This window comes from uncultured Desulfosarcina sp. (assembly GCF_963664155.2).
In the GTDB taxonomy this organism is placed as follows: Bacteria; Desulfobacterota; Desulfobacteria; order Desulfobacterales; family Desulfosarcinaceae; genus Desulfosarcina.
Genome location: NZ_CAXXXH010000002.1, coordinates 738850 through 764610, shown reverse-complemented (window position 1 = coordinate 764610; position 25761 = coordinate 738850). Strand labels below are relative to the sequence as shown.

Sequence of the window (25761 nt, the reverse complement as noted above, 5' to 3'; positions counted from 1 at the left end):
GGTGAGCAAAAACGTTTCGAGTTTAATCCTACCAACTAAAAACCCCGTCAAATTGTCGGGGTTTAGTTACATTCTGATCGCTTATAGTATATCAGCTGCGTTAATGCGTTAGGCTTCAAGCAGCGACCGCAACTCATCGTCATCGCCGATATCTGTCAGGGTGGCCTCAACAAGTCGTCGTGCATATTCTTTCTGACCGGCAGCCAGCAAACCAGCGGCCATTTCCCTGCAGGCCGCACCTAAACCGTTGCCCTGTGGAGAGTTGCGCAATGCATCAATACCATGGCGCCACTCCTTTTGACGCTTATCACAGCAACAGGCAGCAGCCAGCTTGAATTGAGCTGCGACATAGGCCGGTTCCTGCTTAAGCAGGTTTTTCAGTCGGGAAATAGCTGCCGGCGCGTCACCCGTGAACAATTCCATCAAAGCACAATTGTGTTGGGTTTCCTTGAGTTTGGGGTCCAGTTTCAGTGCCTGGAAAGCAGCGGCCAAAGCCTGCCGGTAGTCTCCCAATTGCTCATAGACCGTGCCCAGACTGATGAAAGCGACTGGAGTATCTGGGACCAATTCAATATAGCGCTGCCAGATTTCTCGGGCTTCCGGGTAGCGCTTCAGCTCAACTGCCTGTATGGCCAGCTCATACAAGGCAGTGGTGTCATTTTGGAATTCATCCAGTTTTTTGAGGCCGATATCGAAATAGGCCTCATTTTTCAAGCTATTTTTTTGAGTATTGAGCTTGCCATAATGATGGATCGGGATGGCGCACGTTTTAATCTCAAAACCAGCACGCTGCAAGGCCGGCCCCACCACCTCATGAACGGGATATTCGAAACGAAATCGGGGATCGTTGGGAAAAAGCCGGACCTTTTCACTGGGCCACCAGCCAGAACCCGCCTCCTCTTGGACATAGTTGCCGTCATTGGGTACCCAGCCGATGGGATTCATCAAATGGGTATAGTTGCGGGTTTTGATGGAATAAGCGGCTGTTGATGATACGGCTTCGCCAACCAAGGCCTTGAATCCTTCATAATCCTGAGACGATAGCATCTCATCGGCATCCAAAATGAGGATAAATGCCCCGGAGGCTTGGTCAATACCGTAGTTGCGAGCTGCGGAAAAGTCACTTTGCCACTCAATGGATAAGACCTTTGCACCATATGCTTTCGCAATATCAGGAGTATGGTCCGTCGAACCGGTATCCACCACAATAATCTCATCGACTACGGGTTTGACGCTTTGAAGACAACGGGCCAGGTGCTCGGCTTCATTCTTCACGATCATACACAGCGAAACCGTTGCCTGCCGGACAGCTTCAGGGGTAATCTGCAGGGGACCTATTTTTTCGCGAACGGCGATAGCGGCCTTTAGCAGCCCATCATCGATGCCAAAAGCGGCCATTACCGCCTCGATAGCCGACATGGCCTCTTCCCTATGCCCCAAATCCAGCAGAAATTCAATGTGCATGTATCTCAGTTTTTTATTTAGGGGGTGGGTTTTTGTCGCTTTTTCAAATACCTTTAGAAAGGTTTCCGTAACGCCCAGCGTCTTGACGGCGGTATAATAGGCATGCCTGATATCGTCAGTGGTCGGGTCAAGCAAGAACGCCTTTTCAAATAATGTCAGTGCTTCTTCCTGTTGTGCGGTTGCCCATTTCAAAGTCCCCAGATAATAATAGCTGTGGCCATCACCCGGGGCGGTGACCAGTGCCCTTTTAAAACACTCTTCAGCCGAATTTATTTCTCCCATCTGAAAGGCCAATTGGCCTTTCAGGTTCAACGCCGGGGCGGATGAAGGCTGCAAAGATAACATTCGCGAAACTATGGGTTGCGCTTCCTGGTATTGACCCAACCCCACATGGCATAAGGCGGTGAGTTCCAGAGTAAACAATTCGTCGTTCCCGGAGGGAATTTGCTCTAAAACGCCAAGGGAGGCATGATATTGATGGCTGTCGCGCAGAATCTCTGCCAAGGTATAGTACAACTGGACTTGATCAGGGCTGCTTTTGATGCCATTCATGAGTACATCCACGGCACGATCGGTTTTCTCAGCCTGATACCAGCGTCGTCCCTCGTTGATAATAGATTCGGTCTGAAACTGGCAATCCTGCTCCATTCGATTGTTCTGAAAGACCGGGTCAGCCAACTGCGAGGCAGCATCATTCAGATCGCTTGAATTTGGATCGTCGTAAAATCTCTCCTTAAACAGAATTCTATCTCTTACCGCCAGTAGTTCTCGCTTTTCATCTTCCGTGCGAGAGACCCTTCTGGCCGCCCTTAGAGCTTCCTTATCTTCCGGGTTGCAACGAACCGCTGTTTTATAGAATATGTAGGCGCGCGCGGGAAGGTTCGCGCTTTCGAGCCATCGGCCCATCAACATCACTGTATCGAATGTGGTATCATAACGCTTGATGAGTTCTTTGAGACATCGATTCCAGGCTTCTGGAAGTTTTACGTCGAAATCTGACTTTACGGCGTTAACATCCCCAATGTATGCCCTCATATATTCCCGTATTTCCTGGGCCACCGACGGTTTCAGTTGAGAACTGGCGGCCAGATAATGAAATTCACTCAGGGCACGATTAAAATCACCCATGTAGAGATCGCACTTGATGCGCTGGGACACGTCTCCGGAACTTAAATCGGTGACTGAAATTTGATGCAAATATTTGCGTGCATTGAAATAGTCGTTATATTCGAAAAGCTTAGCGGCAAGTGTACGGCACACCGCAGTCCTGGCCGGGACCGGCTCTCGCCAGATCTGGTCCGGAAATAATTCCTGCAGCTTGTGGTGTTGCAGCAGTTTCCGCATGATGACCGATTCATAGGAGGTGTCGATGCTGCCGCCATAGGAAATATTGTGGTCGTGAACGCGGTAGCGACATACAACGGCATCCACCTTTTTAGGGATGGCAAACTGGGCCGCACGAGTCCAAAACTCGTAATCCTGAGCTCTTAAATATTTCGGGTCATAATCGCCAGCTTGGGTGAAAAGGGATTTTTTCACCATCGTCCCCGGATTGGGAATCACACAACCCCATAACAATCCGTTCAGCAAACGGATCGTTTGGTGCGAACAGTCCGGGGGATCAAAAAGGCGTCCGTCAACGCCGCTGTTGCCATCAAAATATTGCAGCTTACCATACAAAAGGTTGTAGCGCTTGTTTTCGCTGAGCGCCGCGGCATAGTTTTCCAGGGTATCGTCGGAAAGCAGATCATCATCGTCAAGCCACAGGATATAATCTCCCGCTGCCTCTCGGACACCAGTGTTTCGGGCCAATGGCCGCCCCCGATTGATTTCCTTTTTCAGGTAGCGAATGCGCGGATCAGCAAAAGAGTGAACCACTGCTTCTGTATCGTCGGTAGAGCCATCGTCGATAACCAAGATTTCGGTGGCCGAACACCGCTGAGCCAGGGCACTTTGCATAGCCTCGCCCAGCCACTTACAGCGGTTGTAAGTAACGATAACGATACTGACATTAAAATCAGCCACCGGTTTTATCACGGCCGGTGTCTTCGCTGCGGTTCGTGCCAACCGACTGTCGCTCTTCTCGAAGACATAATCCACCTCCTGGTGTGCAGAGTGGGGCGTGAAGCCAGAAAAGGGGGTAATGTCGATACGCTCACCCGAGTCAAACTGCCGGGCCAGGTGGACCACTGAATAACGGGTTGCTTGACCACCTCGATTTTTATAGGTGCGTTGCACGATGTTGATGGGATTGCAAAAAGCCACTGACCGGGAATAGCACAGCAGGCGACAGCGTTCAGGCCGAAAATGGGCTTTGCTGAAGTCCAAAACCGCTTCCAAGGTGTTGGGGTTGGAATAATCAAGCGCCAGTAAAAGTGGTCGCAGGTCACTGGTACGATACACCGAACTGGAAAGATCAAGAGGATAGCCAAAATAGCGAGACCCCGAGGTCCAGTCAAATGTGAGGACATTCGACCCCAGCGCCGCGAAGACAGGAACAGCTTGCGGCCTATCAGACATGTAATGATAGGTGATATTACGCCCCAGACGTAGGGAAAAAGCGAGCGCCTGGGGTTGATGATCCAAATGGTGCTGCGCATCGGCCAATGCAAAATCGGCTACAAACAGGTTGTCGTCCACCAGGAATAAGACGAAGCGGTGATCGGACATCAGCGCCAGCAGATCATTTTTAAAGTCGGTTTCACGCACAAACGCAATGTTTTCAAAGATGGCCTGCAATTGCCGATACTGATTTTCATGGGGCTCGTCACTGGTGGTATACAGGACGGCGACCCGAGCTACCTCATTGTCTCGGCAATGACGTTGGAAAGATCTGAGCATGGCCTCGAGTTGCATGGCCCGGTCTTTACTGAAGACCACCGCGACTATCGAATCGTCCTGACGCTTATCGGCGGTTACCGAGCCTGATCGGGTTGTGGTTGCGTCCATCGCCGGTGCCGTTAGATTCTGCATTACACTGTACCCCGGTGCTTCGGCCGCAGTTACTGCCAACGCCAGAGAGCTCCAATCGCCTCGGTTGGCTCCCACATCAAAAACCACGTCTCCTGATCGTAAAAATGCTTGAAGAACCGAGAGCTCACCATTGCTTGTAATTTCGTCGTTTTGGTAGCCTATAGAGTCCAACTCTGGAGAATCCTTATAAACCTTTAGATTGGCCAGTCGGCCTCCCTTTTCCGTATCCACGTATGGAGGCCGGTCTCCAAAAGGGCGAAGTTCATCTCCCCGATTGGGATCAAATTGCAATCTGTCTGTCCGTTGGCCCCTGACAGATCTTTGGGTGGCGACATTACTGGCGATACGTTTCTTCTTTTTTTTCAATGGTTGTTTTCTCCAGTTCAGTCTGACGCGCTTCTAACACTTGCCGGAAAAAAGTTTTCGATGTCACGAATACAAGTTTTATAATCATATAGCCGGTGATGATCGGCGTCGGTTTTATTCTTGTCTTATTTAAAGGGATTAATTTCGGCTAAACCAGGGCCGGGTGAATATATTTTACCGTACCGATGCCCGGCATGACGGCCTTTGATCCAAACAGGTAAAACGATTTCAACAACTCATCGATGGCTCTGCGATCCTTTTCAGAGTGGTATTCCAGCAATACATAGTCCACCATGTCCAGACGGTTGCCCATGCTTTCAAGTATTTCCAATTCGCACCCTTCCGTGTCGATCTTCAGAATATCCAGGTGTGACAGCCCCAAAGCATCAAATTGCCTGCCGGCATCCATCAGTTGAACGGAAACCGCGTCGGTATGATGCTGTCCGACAAAACGGATTGAATTTTGACCGGTGTTAAACCGATGGATGTGCATGGTTGTCTGTATATCCCGGTTAAAAAGTCCATATTTGCAGATGCTCATTTCGGCCAGTTCGCCGACATTGGCTTCAAGAAGCGTCTGGGCGAACGGACTGGGTTCGAAACAAAAAATCCTGCTGTGTGGATGCCTGGCGTGAACCGAAAGCGAAAAAATCCCCACATTGGCGCCAACGTCAAAAACAGTGAACACACCCGTTCCGCGTCGTTTTGCCAGGATCGCGTATTCGTTGAGTTCAAAAATGCTTTTAATTCTGAACACTTCCTGTTCGGGAATCCTGACGACGTAGCGCCGATCGTTATCGACGATTTCCGTTTGGATAACCGGCGATGGAGAATCTTCCGCAGTTGGCATTTTTTTTTGTCCGGTTATTTGGGAAGTCGATTTGACGCGGTTCTCCTGTAATGGTTTCTCTTGCGAAGAAGTCTTTCTGACTGACAGGACTTCGAGTCCTCTGCTGGCATCGCTGTTCATCGGATCCAGTTCAAGTACCCGTTGGAAAAAAACCGCTGCTTCATCGAATTTCTCCAGCTCGGTACAAATCTGTCCCAGCGCCAGGAGCGTCTCCGTATCTTCAGGATCTTTGGCAAGCAGGTCGACGTAGATTTGAAGCGCCGGCTGAAGCTCTGCGTTGACGACATAATAAAAGTCTGCCAGATTTTTTTGAAATACAGTATGTTCCGGTTCTATTCGTGTCGCTTCGCAGTAATGGAAAAACGATTTCTCGGTTCGGCCTTCGTTGAAGTATAGGGCACCCAGGTCATTGTGCGCCACCGCAAAATCCGGGTAACGCGCCAGCAGTCTTTCCAGCATTTGGATTGCCTCCGGGTAGTCCTGCTGTTCAACCCTTGTCTGGGCTTGACGATATATCGCCTCTGGAGTATCCGACACCGACAGTGTATCCGTTTGATGGTCGCTGCATTCTGTCATCGTTGTCCTCTGATTGTGGTTTTGTGATTCGCGCTGAAGCACCTCTTTAAGCTTTGAGTCCAGTTCGTTGTTTTCCGGTGATCGATCCAGGGCTTGTCGATAATGCCACACAGCACTTGTAGGATCATCCTGAGACAGTCGAATATCACCTATTTTCTCATGCGCTTTAATGGCATCGGTATCGCTTTCCTGCACTAAACCTTCCAGAATACCAATTGCATCTTCAGTCGCTCCTTTATCCGTCAGTGTTTGTATCCGTTGAGCCAATGTCCGCTTTTGCTCGTCAGACAGGTGGATGGATTCGGATTGGAGCATGGTAAGCGCATTTTCCCGGTCATAGGCATTGATTTTTTCCAAAATACGCCGACTGGATTCGTCCTCGTCACTCACAGTGTGGTATTCGTAAATTTTTCTGCGGGCCTCTTCCGGGTTGCCCACTTCCATTGAAGCTGCCGCTGCATTGCAAAGCGTGTTTATTTCACTATCGATTTCGGTTTCCAATGACGTCACTTTTTGCTCGTTAGGAAAACGCACTTTCATTTGACGAACATATTTTTGGGCAAGCGACCATAATCTTTTTTTTGCAAACATGCGCACCAGTTGAATCCAGGCATGAATATCGTCCGGTCGATTTTCAAAATACTGGAGATAGAATTGTTCGGCTTTCCAGAAAAGATCATGCCGTCGATAGTAATTCGCCAGATCGAGAATGAGCGCAAAATCGTTCGGTGCGACTGCAACGCGCTGTAGCTTTTCCGATTCTTTCATCAAGTAGTTGTTGACGGCCGAGAGTGATTCTTTGAACCTTCGGGCGGCATTTTCCAGAGATTTATAGTGGTCGAAATAAATCTCAAGCTCCTCCGCCGTTCTTGAATCTGGATCATTCATATTTTGGCCCATGGCGCGGATGGCGTCCAATCGCCGGGTGATTTCTTTTACCTCCCCGTATCGGATCAGTTTCAATAGGCTGAGCAGTTTGCCATTCTTGTTTTCAAAAGCGGTCAGCACGATCTTGATCTCTGCCAGACGTTGCTCGTAAAATTGACTGTCGGTGTTTGCTTCCGGCAGCGTATGATCGAATAGGCATTTTTCGGTGTTGGCCTGACAAGTGAATATAAACCGGTCTATTGTTTCCGCCATGGCTTTGAATTCTTTGATGACCGTCCCTCCGGGAACCGGTGGTGTCCAGTCAATGCTTCTTATAATAGTCGACACGTCGAGGTCGGTCGGAAGCATGGTATCCATCACTTCATTTAATGACCTGTTCTCGGCCCCATGAATCAAAGCACCATCCAGACTGACATCGACGAACCGAACCGGGTTTGCCGCCATGGCATTCTCAATCTGTTTTCGGTCGGTAATCAATTGCGGCAGCGAGTTGACGGGAAATCCCCTTACCCCCTCAACACGAATGGCCGCTGCACGGTTGACCGGATAACGGAACACGGATCCGCTGGCATGTGATTTACCGTCCGTGTATGCGAAATCCATCCCCACCAGAATGATCGGGCACGCACCCAGGGCGAGGGCAGTAAACAGCGCCGTGTGGCTTACCGACGTCATCGCCGGCAATCGCCAGTCCAGAGACCATTTCGGTCCCAACCATCGATTCAGAATGGCATTTTTTGATGTTACTGCAATTCGGCGCGGGCCGAGAAATGTCCTTACGTTGTCCGGATTGGCTTCGATGCTGAAGACCAGCACCGATTCTCTCAGGTGGTCGATGGAAGTACGCAGCTTTTCAAAATTCACCGGATTCATATCGGTGGTAACCACCATATGAGGGTGGATACCGGCGTTGACGAGCGAACGGACAGCAGAATCGGCGCACAGGATGAGCGCCCGATTGCCCACCGCTTTAAGATTTTCCAATTCTTTGTCAAGTGACGGACCCGCCGCTACGCATATGGCCGGACAGCCCTTGAAGCGGTTTTTCAAATGACTCAGATCCGGGCCTGAGAAAAGACCGGGAAGATTGTCCATCGTGTTGGCAAATATCTTTTTGCCGGCATGTTTGGCCGTATAGCCGATATTTCTGACCACCCGGATGTTGTCGATAATGTCGTGTTCCAACCGTTTAAAAGATTCGCCATAAAGCAATCGGGAAGCACCATGGCTGATGAGCCGATTCTTCCCAAAAAATACCCGTTCCCCATACTTGCCGATGATATCGGCTACGGGCAAATCGGGTCCGAGGTGCATGTCGAGACGCTCGTACGCCAAAAGAGGCTGCAGGTCAACAAACTGCAGCGCCAGTCGCATGACTTCGGGATTGGGCTCGATCACAACAATTCGGGGCTTGCCGGCAAACTGCTGGCTGGCCAACAGGGGGACATAGCCCAGTCCGAAGCCGACGCAGAAAAGAAAATCTTCAGTTTCCAACTGCCAATCAGCCATCTTAGCCCTGACATTGCCGGTGATGTCTGTTTCTTCGTAAAAATCGACCGTGTCCCCGCCAGGAAGCGTTGCCGAAATATTGATTTCACCATGGGGCGTTGCAAACGGCTGAACCTGGAAAGGCGTGGTTGTATGAACACCGAGTAATTGCGCATGCACCTCCGGAAAATGCATTTTCAACCGTTTCATGTTGCCATCGAAGATATCTGTGGGTAACGCAGGTTTCATATCATTCCTTTATTTATTCGATCTTCCGTCTGCCGGTTGAAGATTCTCGACGGTGAACCCCTGCGGGCCTCGGCCTTGAATATGGTTGTCCCACATGTCCAAGTAGGCTTTTTCGAGGTGGCGAACTGTAAGCGCCGAATCGAATAGCGGTGCGGTCATTTTTTTCTCGGCCAATTGTTGGCGAATCGTTGCCAATCGCCCCCGATCCCGGGCCAGGTTTACCGCAAGGGATTCATAGGCATCGAGGCTGTTGCAAATCAGTTCGGGCATTTCAACGGCCTTGAGCAAGCTGGCCGATACGCGGGAAGGAAAGTGAGTGCCTTTCAGGGTAATCACCGGAAGCCCTGCCCACAAACAATCAGTGGTGGTAGTATGCCCGTTGACAATACGGGTATCGAGCGCGAGGTCGGCCAGTTTAATGCGGGCCAGATGTTCAGGCTTGGGAAGGCTTTCGGCAAATACGAGCCGCTTTCGGTTGACACCGTCACCCACGGCTGCATCGATTAAATTGCTCTTGGTCTCCCGGCTTCTCACCAAAAGCCACAGAATGCTATCGGGAACTTGATTGAGGATTCTCATCCATGTCCGGAACATGGATCGATCGATCTTATAATCCGTATTGAACGAGCAATACACGAAAGCGTTGTCCGGGAGGCCGCACACCCCACGGTTAAATACGCTTTCCGAAACAGGCTGGGTGTTGTCGTTCACCTGATAGCAGTGGGGCATCCGGACCAAGCACTCGGAAAAACAACGCTCTTCCCCCTCCGGGACCACCTCGTAATCAGCAATCAGGTAATCCATAAAGCCGGCACCGGTCGTTCCGGGGTAGCCTAAGTATTCGACCTGCACGGGTGCCGGACGAAACGCAAAAATACCGATGCGGTTGTGCTTCATATACCCCATAAGATCGACCAGAATATCGACACCATCAGCCTGTATTCGCATAGCGGCATCCATATCACTAAGATGCCGGATATCGACAAATCGATCGGCATCTTCAACGATGCGTTTACGGTAGAAACTGCCGTCATCCGTGCCGAATGAGTATGCGTAAACCACAAATCGACGCCGGTCATGCAGTGCAAAAAGTTGGCGCATCAGGTGGGCTGTGGCTGCATTGCGGAAGCGTTCCGACACGTAGCCGACCACCAGTTTTCCGTCTTCACGCTTGCGGCGGTTGTGGGTAAACCTCTCACCCATGCGGGCAACTCGCACCTCGGCACAATCGCTCCATGCTCGGGCAACCCGCAGGTTCAATGCCGGATCGGCATGCCGGGTAAAATTGAGAAAAGGCTGTTCCGACGGACACCTTCCGTCTGCCAGCTCATTTTCCGTGATGCGGTCCAGATGAATGCCAATCGGTTCCAGATCAGTCCATGCACATGCCTGTTGGAAAATTTGAACCGTCAGGCTTAAGGCGTCACCGAAGTCGGGTTTCAATACCAAGGATTGATTCACATATGCGGCCGCCTGGCCCAGGTGCCCCTGCAGTTTTGCGGCAAGGGCCAGGTTAAAATATCCTTCGTGATGATTGGGGTTGATCCGGATTGTCTGTTCGTAGGCCTTCGCGGCCGCCTGAAACTGGCCCTGTTTCAAGTAGGCGTTGCCCAGACAGTTATAGGCATCGATATGATCCGGTTGAATCTTAAGAGTATGTGCATAGTTGAAAACCGCTTCATCGATCCGCTCCAGTTCGTCGAATGCTTTGGCCAGGTTGAATCTGGCATCCACGTAGTCGGGTCGAATGGCCAAAGCGTCCTGGTAGGCAGCGACTACGGATTCATTCACCCCGCTATACAGGCGCAGCGCATTCCCAAGATTGTAGTGGGCCTCGGCCATATCCGGATCCAGTTGAAGCGCTTGCCGGTATTGGGAAATCGCTTTTTCCAGCTGCCCCGTTTCCTGGTATGCAACACCTAAATTTTGAATAACCTCAACGTATTTCGGTTCGATCTCAACAGCTTTGATAAAGCATCCTACCGCTTCCTTAAATGCCCGCTGTTGCATGTACGTGTTGCCAAGCAAAACAAGCATGTCGACTGAGTCTGGAAAATCGTCGATAAGTTTTCTGCAACACTGAATGCCGTCATGAACTTTGCCGGCGGCAAAAAGAATCAAGCACAAGTTTTTCCTGAAAACGATGTTTTGCGGTTGTCGATCGATGGCATGTTGGATTCTCTGGATGGCCAGGTCGCCGTTTCCCTGCTGGAAAATTACCAGCCCCGACAGATGAAGTGCATCCGGGTGATCCGGTAAATCATGAAGTATCGCCTCATAGACGTCCCCGGCGGCGTCCAGCTGCCCGGCCAGATGAAGCTGCGTGCCCATTTTGAGTTGTGCGGTAACATTCATTTAACCATCACCCATTCAACTATAAAGAATTTTTACCAGGCGTTTTTCCCTAACTCTCCAAACCGAACCCGTCACTATTCTGACGTGCGACCGCTGAAGTATTGACAAAAAAACCTATTTTGGGTCCCAATCCTCATTCATTCATTCTCCCCGCTGGTTTTCGCAATAAGCATACCAAAAAAAAATGGCCACACCGAGGTGTGGCCATTTAAATATCTTCTTAAATACGCTAAAGATGTTTTAATATTTAGTTTCAGTCAGTTATTCAGACTTCTCCACTGACGGGCAAAGTTGAGACCTCCTTTTTGGGGTTTATCATTTATTGGCAACGACAATGCAATTCCAACATGTAGCATTCAATACATAGAATCAACGAAAAACCGCATTTAACTCGGTACCTCCAGCCAATCAAGGTCGAAACGGATTAAGGCCATCGAGCAGCATCCATCTGCGGAGATAGGCATCCCCGTCATGTCGGGTGTGGTTTTGTACATCAGCAGGATCGTTCCATCATGGGATACTGCCATGGCTGAATAATCAAACCACTCTCCCCAACGGGTGACAGCCTTTTTCAATGGCCAGCTTTTTCCCCCATCGAAACTGACATGCACCACGCCATGTTCCCGAATTTTTCCTGAACTATCCGGGTTGGCGAAAAGAAGGATATCACGCCCGCCACACAGGTCCTGCGGGTAGCGGACCATGCTCGCATTGCAGCCCTGCTGGACTTCACGCAGTTGGCCATCCGGGACGCCTTCCGAAAAATGAGATCCGCCATCATGGCTGATGGCCGTGTAGCGCCGTCCATCGTCGAAATAGGCTCTGGTATTGAAATAGAGTTCCCCGTTTAATCGTTCAGCCAGGCATGCTTCCCCAGTACCTTGTAGAAAATAATTGGAGCAATGGATGGTAGCACCGCAATCGTCACTGTACATCGCCGAGCTGAAACATTTCTCCTGCCGATCTGGGATGGAACTGTCGTTGTAACCATCTTTGGAGACGATGGTTCGCGCTGGCCAGACAATCCGGCCTTTGTTCTTGCCATGTAATAGGACGATGCCTGGCCCGCTGCCATGGGTGCTATTGCCGGTGGTTCCCTCAATGATGTTGACAGTTGGCCGCCATTCTTGCCAAGTTTCACCGTTGTCGCCGCTTTTCAGCCACCCACCGCCACACATCAACATGACATTGCCGGTCGCCGGATCAGTGACGGCTGAACCCATATGATGTTTTTCTTCAGCTTTCTTTCTAAGATGAATGAGATCACCCCATGTTTGCCCATGGTCCGTGCTTTTTTTCATCACGATGTGGCATTCCCCCGTATCGTCGCACGGCGATCGCCAACGCTCCTCGCAGAAAGCCAAGACACTGCCGTCCGGAGCAATGACGATGGAAGGAACATGATAAAATGCATGGTCTTTTTGCTTAAAAAGAAGTCTTTTTGCAAACATAAAAGCAAATCGCTGTTCAACTGCTCTTCAGATGCTGTCCATCAGCATCTTGCCAGATAGTTTTTTTTAGGTAAGCGCGTGCTCTACGCGCACAGTGCTTTGATTCATCTAAAAGAGTTTTATATCTTGCGGGGGTGTGCTGGCCAGTTTTACGTTCAGGACCGTGCCAGCGAACAGAATACAGCACTTTGGGAAGATGATAAAATTTGGCACCTGCCATGGCAAAACGAAGGTATTGGTCATAATCGTTAGCGGCTGTGAAAATCTCGTCCATTAGTCCTACGCGTTGGTGCAAGTCGGTGCGGTAGAGTTTGCTGACGCCCAAATGGAACCAATCGGCAAAACATTTTTTAAAATCATAATAAGGAAATCGCATCTGGCGAATAATTTGACTATCGTCATCAATTAGGTTCATATCCGAATAAATGAAGTCAACCTTTTCTTTTTCTATAACGTCAACCATTTCTTCGATCATATGGGGGTGAGGTAAATCATCGCCTACAATATAAGTGCAATATTTCCCAGTTGCACGCGATAGTCCTTCGTTGTATGTTTGGGTAGCACCGATGTCTTTATCAAAACAAACGATTCGTACCTTTCGATTTTGCGGATATATTTGAATGTCTTCACGAACAATGTTACCGAGTTCGTCCATTCTTAAAACAGGATTGAATTGCTTTTCCCTAATTTGTTTTTCCAAACCACCAAGAAACATCTTGGTACCGTCCGCTGATCCCCCATCAACAATGATGATCTCCAAGTTTGGATAGGTTTGAAAAATGCAATGGTCGAAACAGGAGGGAAGATACCGTACCTGATTGAACGTTGGAATAACGATGCTAACCTTTGATCTCATTATCTCTTATAATAATTGAGGAATGTTAAGATATCATTGCTTGAATACGTCGGCATACCTGATTCTATCGAAGACCGTCAGCCTGCCACCTATGGTCGCGTCTATGATTCTACCTCCCCTTCGTTCAAAGGCTTCCTTTGCTAATGCATAAGCTTCCTCAGATGCTTCTATATCAGGCAACTGCCATCGCATTCCCTTGCTGAAATAGTCCGGATGGAAGTGATTCATATCCTTGCCTTCCGAGATAACCGTCTGGTTCGGTTTTCCATTGCACATATAATAGTGATCGACGCCAACCAAAACGACTTCTTCAAATCCCATAAAGTACGCAATTTGCATGGCACAGTAGGTAACTGTGCCGCCCTGCCAAATGTTTTTTTGAATCGTATCCGCGAAGTGGTGTTTCTGAGAATACGCCATGAAATAGATAATATCATCTCTTATGGGCAAAAATTTAAGCCCTTCGTGACCGACAAACTTTGGCACATCCATTTGCAGCAAGCATTCAACACTTTGAGCGATAACCAGAGGATTGACCGTGACCATATACGTCGGCAGGTATCCCATTTTTATGGTGTTTAGATAAATTTTGTTCATCCCGAATGTAATTTCATTCTTCAGCAATGTTAGGTCTGTTTGATTCAGGCTGGGACCATTTCCGATAATGAAACAGCGTTCACCTCTATGTCTATTATGATATGTCGCTATCATGGCGCGATTCCGGCTCTTATCCAACTTTCGCAGGTATGGCCTCTTTACATTCGTCATTTATTCACTCACTGCCGAGCCTGCAGAGCACACCACCATCGGCAATTAAAGTTTGACCTGTGATAAAGGAGGACTGTTTGGGGTCGGATAGAAACACAATCGCATGGGCTATCTCCAGAGGGCTGCCGACCCGTCCCAGCAATGAACGTGAACCAAGCTCTTTAAGCAACTCGCCTGTGTTTTCGCTTCCCAAATGCCCTCTATTCAACCCTTCATGCAGCATTGCCGTGTCCACGGCACCGGGCAGAATCGCATTCACCCTAATTTGATAGGACGACAACTCTATGGCCATAGCGCGTGTCAAAGCCAGCAGGGCGCCTTTACTGGCAGCATAGGCCGCAATATTGTTAGAAGTAGCCAGAGAATGCACCGAACTCACGTTGATTATTGAGGCGTCATGATTTTTCATCAGGGGAAAGACCGCCTGCACCATTAATAAACAAGAGCGTACATTAATGGCCATGACTTCATCCCATTCCGATGGCGCCGTTTCTAGCAGGGGTTTGCAGATTTGAATTGCAGCATTATTCACCAAAACATCCAGCCTGTCGGTACGTTCTGAAACTTCAGACGCTATTTTGAGGACAGCATCTGGGTCAGAGACATCTTCGTTAATAAATTTATCTACCAGGTCACCATGTATGACTGGTTTTCGATCGACACCAAAAACGGTCCAGCCTCGCTTTTTAAATAGCTCTGCCGCAGCGCGGCCAATACCACCGGCTGAACCGGTTATCAACACAGACGGCTTCATGTCTGCCCTTTTGACAAGTGATGGATAAGGTTGTTGATGGTATTACTGTGCACGTTCTCCCATGCTTCCGGGCTGCTGTTTGCATTGTGGGGAGCCATGAGGACGTTATCCATATTTCTCAGAGGACTGTCTGCCGGCAACGGTTCGGTCTCGAACACATCCAATGCCGCCCCTGCGATGTGCTGTTTCTGTAATGCTTCTGTCAGGGCGCTCTCATCAATGATTGGCCCGCGCGCGGTGTTGATTACCACCGATGAATTCTTCATCCTGGCAAACTCTTCTTGGCTCATGAGATGGTAGCTTGTTGGATTGAGGTCGCAGTTGAGGCTGACGAAATCGGCTTGCTCCAGCAATTCATCCTTAGATATCATTTCGATACCGGTTTTTTCGAGAAACGCTGCAGGCATTGATTCGATGTCGTTGCCGATTATCTTCATGCCGAATGCCGTTGCCCGGCGCACTACGGCCTTTCCGACGTTGCCGACGCCTATCACTCCTAATGTGCATTCCCTCAGTGCCTTGCCGGGAATTTTATCCCATACGCCTTGCTTGATATTGTAATCCATCCATGGCAGCTTGCGGGCAAAACAGATAATGTATCCCAATATGGAATCGGCCACCGGTTCGCTGAATGCATTCGGTGTGTTGCAAATGGTGACCCCCAACTGCCGGCAGACTGTCTGATCAATGGAGTCAATCCCGGTGCCCCACTTTGAAATGACCTTCAACTGAGGAGCTGACTCGAGGACCTTTTTGGTAAATCTGTCGTCGCCGCAGATAACACCGTGGATATCGCCCACCAATCCTAGCAATTCGTCTTCCTCGAGACGCTCATCAACTTTCGGCAATACGAGCTTTATGCCATTTTCATCGAAAATCTGCCTAAACCGATCGATCGCCGGCTGCAGGTAAGGCGCTGTTACCAGAATCTTCCAGGCCATGTGACAGTTTTCCTTCTTTGCTTTTATTGTATAGGAATTCGGCTATATGAAAATCAATTTCCTCGTCTATATCGCACGCCTCGAGACGGTCAATTTCAAAAAGTATAGGACTCTCACCGATCCGGTTCCTTCTGTTTTCCATTGTCTTGTGCGAAAAAATATAGAGGCATGAATTTTCTTCGTAAAGAGCGGGAAGGTCCTGGGTGCGCAACAGTTTTTCCGGGTTATGGTTGATCGGCTCACCCGAACCGGTCCAGAATCTGGATTGAAGCCTGGTGACAGAAAACAGGGAATCGTTTCCAGGATATTTCTCCAGAAACAAACGGACGGCCCGGGTAATGGTTTCAGGGCGTAAAAGCGGGTTTGTGCTGTGGCTCTGTATGTAGAAATCCGCTTTTACGCAACTGATATCATGCAGCAAAACGTTATTCATCGGCACCGTGCCTGCTTTTAGATGCGACGGTCGTTCAATGAGCCGAACATCAGGAAAATTTTTCTGGGCATCCTCTCTGATGATATGACTGTCGGTATCGACGACTATCTCACGGATAAATGAGCAAGCGGACAAACTGTCAATAATGTAATGATAAAGGGGTTTTCCTGCAAACAAACGGTAATTTTTTCCGGAAATGCGCTCGCTTTTGTGACGCATAGGAATCAAGGCGACAATGTCTGGCATCACAAGCCCCCCCCGGATTCCGTCAATCTGTCTCTATTATCAGGTATGCTGCGCAGAAGGACCCTGGCCGGTGCTCCTTCGGCACCGACTATGTTTATTGGTAAGCATATCAGTTCATATGTTCCAGGCTTCACGCCACTTAAATTCAGGCATTCCACGATAATGACACCTGCTTCCAGGAGTATTTCGTGAGCCGGATAACTTTCGCCATAGCACTCAACCGAAAGATAGTCCACACCGACCAGCTTAATTCCCTTCATTACGAACCACCGGGCGGCATCGGCAGTGAGTGCCACGTAGTTCTTCTTGAATTCCGTTTCTCCCGCTGCCCAAAGATCGGAGTTTCGTGTTCTCAACAGGATTCGTTCCGTAGTCACAGGCATGTTCAAATTATCCAAATTGCTTTCCGTGATTGCGGTCACATGAGGGATATTAGCTACCATGGCGAAGCCTATCAGATCTTCCAACATCAATTGATCAACAGTTTTGCCCTCCTCCAGAAAATGCCTCGGCGCATCCACGTGCGTTCCCGTGTGAACATCGATATCAATTCTTGAAACATTGGCGGAATCGCCATTCTTCATGCTCATTGTTTTCCATAGTTTTGGTTCAACGGTTCCGGGCCAAATCGGCATACCACGCTTTATGGGTACCGTTATATCATAGAGCTCAGTCAAATTCTTCCTCAATTCCCTGTTTTCAAGTAGTTGATCGATCGTTTCCTACGTATGGGTATTTTGGGATGATCAAGATGCTTCCTTCCATTGGGATAATACATGGTCCGCTTAAGCCGGCTGGTAATCGGGCCTCGTTGGGAAAAGCCTTGAAAAGTTCCCCAAAACTGCATCAACCGGAACATCAAAATGCTCGTAAAGTTAGTTTGCAACAACTTTTCTCGATATGCATGGTAACAATCAGTGGCTACATTGGCAGGCAATAACCGTATAAAATCCAGACCATTGAAATGCTCATGAGGGAAAATGCGCTTTAGGGCGATAGCTTCCCTTCTGTACCGGTTGTAAATACCTTGTGGAGATTCATTGTGCACATGTACAACCTCAGCATCGGCTGCATACGCAATTTGATAGCCCGATTCAATGGTCCGCTTTGCCCAATCGATATCCTCCAAACCGGTCAAGGTTTCATCATATGGCAGTTTTTCCCACATCGAGCGCAGAATCGCTGCGTTTGCATTGTTACAAAATGGATGGTCTTGTGATGATATCGAATTTTCCGGGAACCACTTTGAAAATATCTGATGCTCGGAGTATTTGGTTTCTCCATTTCCGATCTGCCGACCATAAACCAAAGCAATTTTTGGATCCCGAAAAGGTGTGACAAGCCTCTCAACCCAATCATTGTAGGACGGGTATACATGACTGCTGGCAAAGACGAGCATTTCGCCCTTGGCGGCACTGCAGCCTTTGTTGAGAGCCCTCCCGAAAGTAAATTCATCCGGCTTTATGATAATGACCTTCACCGGATAGTTTGCAGCAATGGAAATGGTCCCATCTGTAGAACCTGAATCCACTAAGATGATTTCAATATCCTTTACACTCTGCTGCATGATGCCATCCAACAATCGTCCTATGTGACGTTCTTCATTGTAGCTTCGGATGACAATTGAGAAACGCATGGACACAGTTGCAGGTCCTTTCGAATAAGGCCTTATTTTAACGATTTTGCGCTTGATCTGCACCTATCTCTTGTGACGAAAGGGTTCGCGAGAATTTTCGACATATTCATTGTATTGCCTAAGCTTTTTCAAGAACCCTACGCCATCAAGAAGTCGGCGTATCTCTTCGGTAAATATCGCTCAATTCAAGTAATATATAATTCCCTAATTTAGTTAGATATTGCTCAAGCTTGTTTTAAATTTTCGTATAGCAACGGGAATATACGATGGATTCCAGACGCCCCACGGCATCCCGTTATGTGGCGAATCAAAATAGAACTGTGCCAGTTCGACATGGAGTTTATTGCCAGGTTTTCGTAATTCTGCAAAAATCTGTCGATAGCTGTTGAAATTTGAACTCACTGACGGTGGCAACTGAAAAATTTTTCTAAGACTTGATTCTGTATAACACCACCCCATGGAATTATGATGATACCAGTCTTTTTTTTCTGCAGCACTGGTAGTCGCTAGGAATGCCCTCCCCGGCTTCAACACTCTAATACATTCCTTAACCGCCTTCTCAGTATGTTCCCTTCCTAAATGCTCAAGAGCTGAAACAGAAACAACAGCATCAACAAAATTGTCAGGGCAAAGAGACATATCCTTCAAATCTGCCTGATACAATATAATTGGAATTCTTTTGCTTAATAATCCAACAAACTTCTTTTGTGATCGAATAATAATCGGCCTGCTTTTTTCCTGGCGTGCATTTTGATAGTTCGATTTCAGGTGATCTATATACGCATGATTAAATTCAGCTTGATGCATAATTTTTATGCTAGGGATATCCAAAGGACTAGGTCGTGGAGCAAAATCCACTGAGATAACATTAAATCCAAGATCAACCAGTATAAATTGAAGAAGCCCGCCCCCTGCACCGGCATCTAAAATGGTTGCCCCTTTGGGCAGATTTTTAACCTGTTCGATCATCCATACAAGATCAAGCATATAATGCCATCCAAGTTCTATTTTTTTCTTTATCCTTTTTTCTATAATCATAGAAACAGTTCTGGAATGCTTTCTAATAAGACCTAATGGCAGTAAATACAGGCTTTCATTATTCGACTTATACATATGTTTTAGTTTTTTCTTTTAAAAAATATTTCTCTCAGCCATGTCTATAAAAGTATCTCTATAACCGGGTTGGTCACTATTGGTCCGCAAAACATTTAATGTGTCAGGGTTTGAATTGTAGGCATGTAAAAGCCTACAAAGTTCCTTTTCGACATTATCAGGGTTATTTATTTTCGTATTATATCTTGTTTTTAAAACACCATCAATTTTTTCAACATTGAACTCTGCATATGCTCTTAGCCAGCGGCTATTAACATAGCCGAAATGTTCCAAAAGCATATCGCACACTTCGCCATAGCTTTTTCCTCGTGAACCATATGTCTTGTTGAATTTATAAAACCTGAAACCAGCAAGGTTTTCGTCAAAATATACAAATCGAATTTTCTTTTTTACACAGCGTATCCAGTATTCATAATCCATACAATATTGTAGATGTAAAGTTAATAGCCCCACTCTATTAATGACTTCTCTACGCATGAATAAGGCCGGCTGAAGTATCCCGCATTCTTGCTGAAGCCGCCAGGAAAGTGAATCTGAATCATTATTAACATAAACATCTCTCAGCTTTTTGCCATTCTCGTCAATATAAATCCCTTTTCCATATACAATATCCGGTCTGTCATGTTGATTAAATCTGCTCAAAACAGTTTCAAAAACCCTTGAATGCTCAAAACAATCATCTGAATTAATCCAAGCCACAATATCCCCTTTGGCCATCTTGAATCCCTTGTTTACGGCATCGCTTTGGCCATCATCCTTTTCTGTAATCATGGAGACATGCGGATAAGATTTTGCGATTTTCCTGCTATTATCTGTAGAACCAGGATCAAACACAAAATGCTCTATTGGAGGAACAGTTTGATTCTTTACAGATAAAAGGCATTCATCCAAAAAATGCGCTTGGTTAAAACTTGGAGTAAGTACGGAAATTGTTTCAATAGTTGCCTGATTTTTTTTCATTTTTTAATATTTTATTTCATCCTGCTTGGGCATTCTTATTTTAGTTTTTAAAGATAAAGGACTATTTCACTACGAAGAAGATGAAGAGCACGACGGTGAAAGCAAGATTGCACAAAAACTTAAAACACACAAAATTTTATCAGTAAAAGCTACATGCTTTTTTTTATATGTTTTAAGTATTTCTTCTTGATCTTAGTGTAACTCTTAAGGGGGTATTAAACATAAATCTTCGTGGTGAGTAAACAAATAGTTGCATTTTAATTTTCTTTATAATCATTTAATTGATTGTGGTAGATACAAAAAAAGATATGGAAATAAAATTTTTCTTAGAGTGTTTTAACCAATATTTTACTATCTATTTAAGGCATTTTCTAGTGAATCACGTTTAAACACTTCAAGTTTACCACCTATGGATGCATTGAATATTTCTCTTTCATCATTTTCAAATGCCGTCTTTGATATTTTATACACTTCATTCATATGATCAGTATCTGCAGCTTGCCATTTTTTTCCTTTAAAATAGCTTTTATCAAAATGATTTTCATCGTCTTCATCTGAAATTATGATATCGCCCTCTTTTACGCCCGGCTTCTGTTTATAACTATTATCAAATCCGATCATTACTATCTTTTTGTAACCTAACGAATATGCTATCTGAAGCATAAAATAGCTTACGGTTGACATCCATGATATTCTTTCGCCCACGTCAATGCTGAATTCTCTTTTTAAATCAGCATTTAAAAAACAAGTCATATCATCCTCAAGAATTGTATAACTTAACCAGTAGGGAAAAAATTTATACATCTTCAGCTGATTAATTTCAAATTTCCCTTGTTCAGCCACTAAAAAATTTGTAACCGCAAAATATTTTGATATTTTTTTCAACTTAGTATCCAAAAAGGCATTATTTGAAATAAATACATCCTCGCCCTTTAGCAAATCAATATTTATTTTTTTTAGACTAGGGCCATTACCAACAATAATACATAGATCTCTTTCCCTTCTAGATTTAAGTTTTGACACCAAATCTCTTGAAAAACTCAATCTTTTTTTAATAAAATCCCTCTTAAATGCGATATCTTTCCCCCCTTCTCCTGGAATTGAATAGCATGTCAGGTTTTCGGTGGATTTAAAATTTCTTTCAACATATTGTGAATTTTTTTGAAAACTAAAATTCATTTTTTTCATATATTCATATGTTGGTGAATGTTTCTTGTCATCTTTGTTTTCTAATAAAAAATTAATGGCGTCCAAAGAAGAATTATAGATATATAGCAAATAATTTAGTCTATCGTTGTCCTCGATAGTATTATTTTTTAAATAATTAACGGGTATCTCAAATTTTATCTTGTTCTCTTTAATAAAATCATTGAATTTAATCAGCCAATTTATAGGGACATAATTATAATATTTTCCCAAAGCATCAAATAATTCATAATATGATTTTAAATCAATTAATTTCAAATTATTTAGATTTAACAATAAACCTCTCCTTTAAGAACATTGCAGTTTACTTCATATGACAAATTTCCCATCCAATTGTTGATTTTTGGCTCCCACCAAATAATTCTATTATTATTTTTCCCATAAGTGCTTATTGGGTCTTTCAACCTTTTTTGGCAGTATAATAATATTTTTTTATCTTCTTCATTTATGTTAATTTTTTCAGTAAAATTTTGCATTTCATATCTATATTTATCTAAATCAGATGATAAATTATTTGGATGACGCCGCCAGCTGGCCAATAGCGCCAGAATAATAAATAGAGGTTCCTTTCTTGCAAAACAAACCCAAATATAACTATCCCCGGCATATTTTAGCTTTTTTAATTCTATATATTTTATTTCTTTCAACAATTCTCTTTTAAAAAATGTTGATTCCTGCTGTATAAAGGGCAAAATTTTTCCATTATACAATCCCATACGAATGAATTTATTATAATAAAAATAAGGAGTGCAAATATTGCTAATAATTCCATCTTCATTAGATATTGTGGCGTTTCCGGTCAACCATGATATTTTAGGATATTTTTCAAATACACGTTTTAGAGTCTTAAACGCATTTGGAAGATAAAAATCATCACTGTTAATATAACTGACGATATTTCCAGTAATCAATTTAAATCCCTTGACCAATGCGTCATACATGCCATTATCTTTTTCACTGATAATTTTAATTTGAATATTCTTACAATTGATCCTAAATCGACCACTATCAATTAATCGCTTATATCGTTCAACAATTGAAATTGTTCTATCTTCAGAACCGCCGTCAATAATATAATATTCTATATCAAAATCTCCTTCCTGATTTAAAACACTAATTACAGCGGATTCTATATATTTTTCGGAATTAAAACATGGCGTGATTACAGAAAATTTTATATTTTCATTTAGTTTCATGTCTACATCTCTGATATTTAAATTCAAATATTTTACTGCAAGCCATCTTTAATATTTCTACGTAAACTTTAAAATCACGAAATAGATTTATCTCGAATTCGTAATTTAAAGCGGTCCATTATTTTATAGCAGCAAAATAAAAGAAATAAAAAACGTTAAAATATTGATTTCGACTTCGATTTTGATTTGGAAAAAACTCGGATTGGGACACATCTAAAGGTAAGTTGACACTGCAACCGGTTACCGTTGATACTCTTCGACATTAACATCACGCTGAAAATATCCTGTGGTTACAAGACGTCTGGGTTCATTAATAATAGAACATTTTTTAATATTTCTTAGAAGCTTTATTGCTAAGAAACTTTAAAAACACAATTTATAGAAGTTATCCTTGCATAGCATCGCTGCTCTTCTTTAGAATCTTTATTTTCATTCATATATTTTAGCCAGCCAAAATACGTTATGGGAGATACAAAATAAGTCTGCGGATCCTTCAATGAATATTTTATTTGCATATTTATATCATTATATTTTTTGAAACCAACTTTTTCATTTTCAATATTATTAACAAATTCATATCGCTTTTTTGAAATTTCTGAATCTATTGGCACATCAATACAATGAAAGGTCTTTCCGCCATCGACTTTTAAACTTCTTCTCATATCTTTAAATGACCTACCCCATAAATCTATTGGTATATGCTCTAATACGGATATACTAAACACACAGTCGAAAAAATTGTTTGGCACGTCCTCCGAAAAGTCTCCAATTACTTGTTTAATTAACGTTATTTTTGGATTAATTTTTTTTTGCTGAAGAATATCATCAAATAAAAGCCCCCCTCCTGCACCCAACAAGGGATCAAGCGACCAGCATTTATATTTTTGGGGATGTTTTTTTAGTAAAGCAGAAAGCATTTTACAATCACCACCGCCGATCTCTAACAGATTTGCACCTTTTGGATAGTGATTTAAAATAAAATCAAGGGCAAATAAATTCTGGAAATCCTTTAAATCTCCTCTTAATTTTTCCGGACTTATTAGTTCTTCATATTCTTCATATCTATTTAAATATTTATAGAAATCATCTATTTTAGAATAATTGATCATAAAAAATTTTTTCTCATCTTTTTTTTTATATAAATCCATTCTTTCCTATCACAAGCATTTACATGAAGTTTTAAGATTATCGAAAGCTTTTTAATTTTTTCAAAGTAAAAAGAGAACAAATCTTTATTATATATATTTATATTCACCGCCCCGTCCGGTGCAATATGATTTACTACCAGATTCAAAAGCTTTGAAATATTTTCTTCCTGGAAATGTTCATCCAAATAAAAAGCTACATAATCGGGAAATCTGTAACTGAAATAATACGACCAAAGCTCTTCATTTGTCAGTTCCATTTTTACCGGAATACAATCATCTTCTGCATAAGAACTGTCTGGTGAAATAAATACCTTTAATTTTTTATCATGGGAGGTGGTAAAAATGGAAGCTTTAGTATGATTTGGATTTCGCCTCAAGGCACTTTTAAAATAATTTGATGCTTCCTCTTCATTTCCATTTTCCAAAGCTAATTCACCGCTTTTAAATAATGCCCACGCATGTAGTTCATAACCTGCATATTTATCGTTTGCAATTCTTATATATGCCGTATGAGCAAGTGCAAATTTCATTTTTTTTTGGGATTCAACCGCTATCCTGTAAAATGCTTCGTAATCCTGTTTTTCGTGGAAAGAAATTAATATTTTTTCTCCGATTTTTATTGCACCCTCTAAATCTCCTCTATCTAATTTTAAATTTCGTATCAAACGATATAAATAAATACCTCGATATTTATCTTTTAAAAACATATGTTTATAAAATGTTAATGCCATTTGCCAGTCGCGGGTATCATCTCCCAATTTTAATAATACCGACAATTCAATATTTTTTAATATAAATTCTATTAATAATATATTAGAGAATGTGAATTCTCGCATTGTCTTCAATTCATTATAAGAAATCGCGCCACAATCTATCAAAGCGTTTATAAAACGAATAAGCCTGAAACTGAAATAAATAGCGTTCCGACGTTGGTAATTTGACATAAAATCTTTTTCAGTTGATTTTTCCCCTAGTGCGGCCCGCTTTTCTTCCTGGGTCTGAGTCCGATGACAAATCAAAGGCCGTGTAACAAGCAAGCATGGATGATTTGCAAAAGCTTCAAGCATCATCCCGAGCTGAGGATACATAATCCCCCAGTATTTATCCGGAATAACGGCCGTGAATTTTTCCCTTTCAAAAATATTGACTGATATAAACCCGATAATGCTGATGATTCCCCATTTAGAACAAAAATCCCGTAACCGTGGATAGATTTTATTATTCGAAAAATCTAAACCCATCCAATTTTCAGAAATTTTTTTGCTTAAATCAAAACTTCTACGGGTTCTATTGAGAATATAGAAAGGGTAACAGCCTTCTTTCAGTAATGAAATAATACAAGCTAAAGAATCATCAAATTCCAGAAAATCATCATCACCAAATATCCAAAGATATTTTCCTCTGCAATTTTGGGTACAGGCAATTAAATTTTTTTCCAAGCCGATATTATATTCATATCTTTCATAGTGGATAAAAAAATTATCTCTAACAATTCTTTTCATAACAGCGGGGGTGTCATCTGTTGAACAATCATCAGCGACACATATTTCAATTAAAGGTTTTATGTCGTCCGTTATTTGTGATAAAAATCTATTTAATCCATATTTCAACTGCTTTGAACGATTATAGGTTGGAATTGCAATACTTAATAATATATCTGAGCTTTTTGGACGGTTCCTCTTATTTTCTTTGTTCTGTTCGTAAAACATCTCGAATTACCGTTCAACCTCTCACAATTTTAATTTAAAATTTAAATTATTTATAGTTCATCACAATAAAGCGTACTCGTATAAGTGTCTAAAACAAAAATTAAAGACTTTTCACAACGAAGAACACGAAGAGCA

At 44.0% G+C, this 25761-nt stretch carries 17 protein-coding genes; all 17 read right to left on the bottom strand.

From position 1 onward, the window contains the following. Positions 1-108 precede the first annotated feature (108 nt). On the bottom strand, positions 109-4803 hold the full coding sequence (locus ACHZBS_RS27545) for a glycosyltransferase (protein ID WP_319409741.1): 4695 nt from the start codon (positions 4801-4803) through the stop codon (positions 109-111). A gap of 148 nt (positions 4804-4951) precedes the next feature. Beyond that, complete coding sequence (locus tag ACHZBS_RS27540) at positions 4952-8854, bottom strand: FkbM family methyltransferase (RefSeq protein WP_319409740.1); 3903 nt, start codon at positions 8852-8854, stop codon at positions 4952-4954. Positions 8855-8863: 9 nt separating this feature from the next. After that, positions 8864-11209 carry a tetratricopeptide repeat protein gene (locus ACHZBS_RS27535; protein WP_319409739.1) on the bottom strand — a complete coding sequence of 782 codons (2346 nt, stop codon included), beginning with the start codon at positions 11207-11209 and terminating at the stop codon, positions 8864-8866. Between the two features lie 386 nt (positions 11210-11595). Beyond that, on the bottom strand, positions 11596-12660 hold the full coding sequence (locus ACHZBS_RS27530; RefSeq protein WP_319409738.1) for a sialidase family protein: 1065 nt from the start codon (positions 12658-12660) through the stop codon (positions 11596-11598). Between the two features lie 16 nt (positions 12661-12676). Next, the gene (locus ACHZBS_RS27525) at positions 12677-13516 is read right to left on the bottom strand and encodes a glycosyltransferase (protein WP_319409737.1); all 840 of its coding nucleotides are present in this window, start codon (positions 13514-13516) and stop codon (positions 12677-12679) included. A 33-nt stretch (positions 13517-13549) separates the two neighbouring features. Further along, entirely contained in the window at positions 13550-14284 is a 735-nt protein-coding gene (locus tag ACHZBS_RS27520) for a 6-hydroxymethylpterin diphosphokinase MptE-like protein (protein ID WP_324292423.1), read from the bottom strand. A 4-nt stretch (positions 14285-14288) separates the two neighbouring features. Next, complete coding sequence (locus ACHZBS_RS27515; RefSeq protein ID WP_319409735.1) at positions 14289-15038, bottom strand: SDR family oxidoreductase; 750 nt, start codon at positions 15036-15038, stop codon at positions 14289-14291. Further along, positions 15035-15979, bottom strand: a complete 945-nt coding sequence (locus tag ACHZBS_RS27510; RefSeq protein ID WP_319409734.1) for a phosphoglycerate dehydrogenase — start codon at positions 15977-15979, stop codon at positions 15035-15037. The genes ACHZBS_RS27515 and ACHZBS_RS27510 overlap by 4 nt, the downstream gene beginning before the upstream one ends. After that, positions 15921-16658, bottom strand: a complete 738-nt coding sequence (locus ACHZBS_RS27505; protein ID WP_319409733.1) for an acylneuraminate cytidylyltransferase family protein — start codon at positions 16656-16658, stop codon at positions 15921-15923. Before ACHZBS_RS27505 ends, ACHZBS_RS27510 begins: the two co-directional genes overlap by 59 nt. After that, complete coding sequence (locus tag ACHZBS_RS27500; protein ID WP_319409732.1) at positions 16658-17335, bottom strand: cyclase family protein; 678 nt, start codon at positions 17333-17335, stop codon at positions 16658-16660. Before ACHZBS_RS27500 ends, ACHZBS_RS27505 begins: the two co-directional genes overlap by 1 nt. An 8-nt stretch (positions 17336-17343) precedes the next feature. Beyond that, entirely contained in the window at positions 17344-18357 is a 1014-nt protein-coding gene (locus ACHZBS_RS27495) for a glycosyltransferase (protein ID WP_319409731.1), read from the bottom strand. Positions 18358-18507: 150 nt separating this feature from the next. Next, positions 18508-19332, bottom strand: a complete 825-nt coding sequence (locus tag ACHZBS_RS27490) for a methyltransferase domain-containing protein (protein WP_319409730.1) — start codon at positions 19330-19332, stop codon at positions 18508-18510. A 93-nt stretch (positions 19333-19425) separates the two neighbouring features. Beyond that, positions 19426-20367 carry a glycosyltransferase family 2 protein gene (locus ACHZBS_RS27485; RefSeq protein WP_319409729.1) on the bottom strand — a complete coding sequence of 314 codons (942 nt, stop codon included), beginning with the start codon at positions 20365-20367 and terminating at the stop codon, positions 19426-19428. Positions 20368-20718: 351 nt separating this feature from the next. After that, complete coding sequence (locus tag ACHZBS_RS27480; protein WP_319409728.1) at positions 20719-21849, bottom strand: hypothetical protein; 1131 nt, start codon at positions 21847-21849, stop codon at positions 20719-20721. Then, positions 21843-22769 (bottom strand): glycosyltransferase, encoded by a 927-nt coding sequence (locus ACHZBS_RS27475; protein WP_319409727.1) that lies wholly within the window; start codon positions 22767-22769, stop codon positions 21843-21845. The genes ACHZBS_RS27480 and ACHZBS_RS27475 overlap by 7 nt, the downstream gene beginning before the upstream one ends. 353 nt (positions 22770-23122) lie before the next feature. Continuing rightward, complete coding sequence (locus tag ACHZBS_RS27470) at positions 23123-23917, bottom strand: class I SAM-dependent methyltransferase (RefSeq protein ID WP_319409726.1); 795 nt, start codon at positions 23915-23917, stop codon at positions 23123-23125. Then, positions 23875-25626, bottom strand: a complete 1752-nt coding sequence (locus ACHZBS_RS27465) for a glycosyltransferase (RefSeq protein ID WP_319409725.1) — start codon at positions 25624-25626, stop codon at positions 23875-23877. Before ACHZBS_RS27465 ends, ACHZBS_RS27470 begins: the two co-directional genes overlap by 43 nt. Positions 25627-25761: the final 135 nt, after the last annotated feature.

Bases quoted from the DNA above. Each gene is read 5' to 3' on its own strand.
- ACHZBS_RS27505 (WP_319409733.1), bottom strand. From the start codon at position 16,658: ATGCCAGACATTGTCGCCTTGATTCCTATGCGTCACAAAAGCGAGCGC.
- ACHZBS_RS27465 (WP_319409725.1), bottom strand. From the start codon at position 25,626: ATGTTTTACGAACAGAACAAAGAAAATAAGAGGAACCGTCCAAAAAGC.
- ACHZBS_RS27490 (WP_319409730.1), bottom strand. From the start codon at position 19,332: ATGATTATAGAAAAAAGGATAAAGAAAAAAATAGAACTTGGATGGCAT.
- ACHZBS_RS27485 (WP_319409729.1), bottom strand. From the start codon at position 20,367: ATGAAAAAAAATCAGGCAACTATTGAAACAATTTCCGTACTTACTCCA.
- ACHZBS_RS27540 (WP_319409740.1), bottom strand. From the start codon at position 8,854: ATGAAACCTGCGTTACCCACAGATATCTTCGATGGCAACATGAAACGG.
- ACHZBS_RS27525 (WP_319409737.1), bottom strand. From the start codon at position 13,516: ATGAGATCAAAGGTTAGCATCGTTATTCCAACGTTCAATCAGGTACGG.
- ACHZBS_RS27475 (WP_319409727.1), bottom strand. From the start codon at position 22,769: ATGAAACTAAATGAAAATATAAAATTTTCTGTAATCACGCCATGTTTT.
- ACHZBS_RS27470 (WP_319409726.1), bottom strand. From the start codon at position 23,917: ATGGATTTATATAAAAAAAAAGATGAGAAAAAATTTTTTATGATCAAT.
- ACHZBS_RS27520 (WP_324292423.1), bottom strand. From the start codon at position 14,284: ATGACGAATGTAAAGAGGCCATACCTGCGAAAGTTGGATAAGAGCCGG.
- ACHZBS_RS27535 (WP_319409739.1), bottom strand. From the start codon at position 11,209: ATGAATGTTACCGCACAACTCAAAATGGGCACGCAGCTTCATCTGGCC.
- ACHZBS_RS27515 (WP_319409735.1), bottom strand. From the start codon at position 15,038: ATGAAGCCGTCTGTGTTGATAACCGGTTCAGCCGGTGGTATTGGCCGC.
- ACHZBS_RS27510 (WP_319409734.1), bottom strand. From the start codon at position 15,979: ATGGCCTGGAAGATTCTGGTAACAGCGCCTTACCTGCAGCCGGCGATC.
- ACHZBS_RS27530 (WP_319409738.1), bottom strand. From the start codon at position 12,660: ATGTTTGCAAAAAGACTTCTTTTTAAGCAAAAAGACCATGCATTTTAT.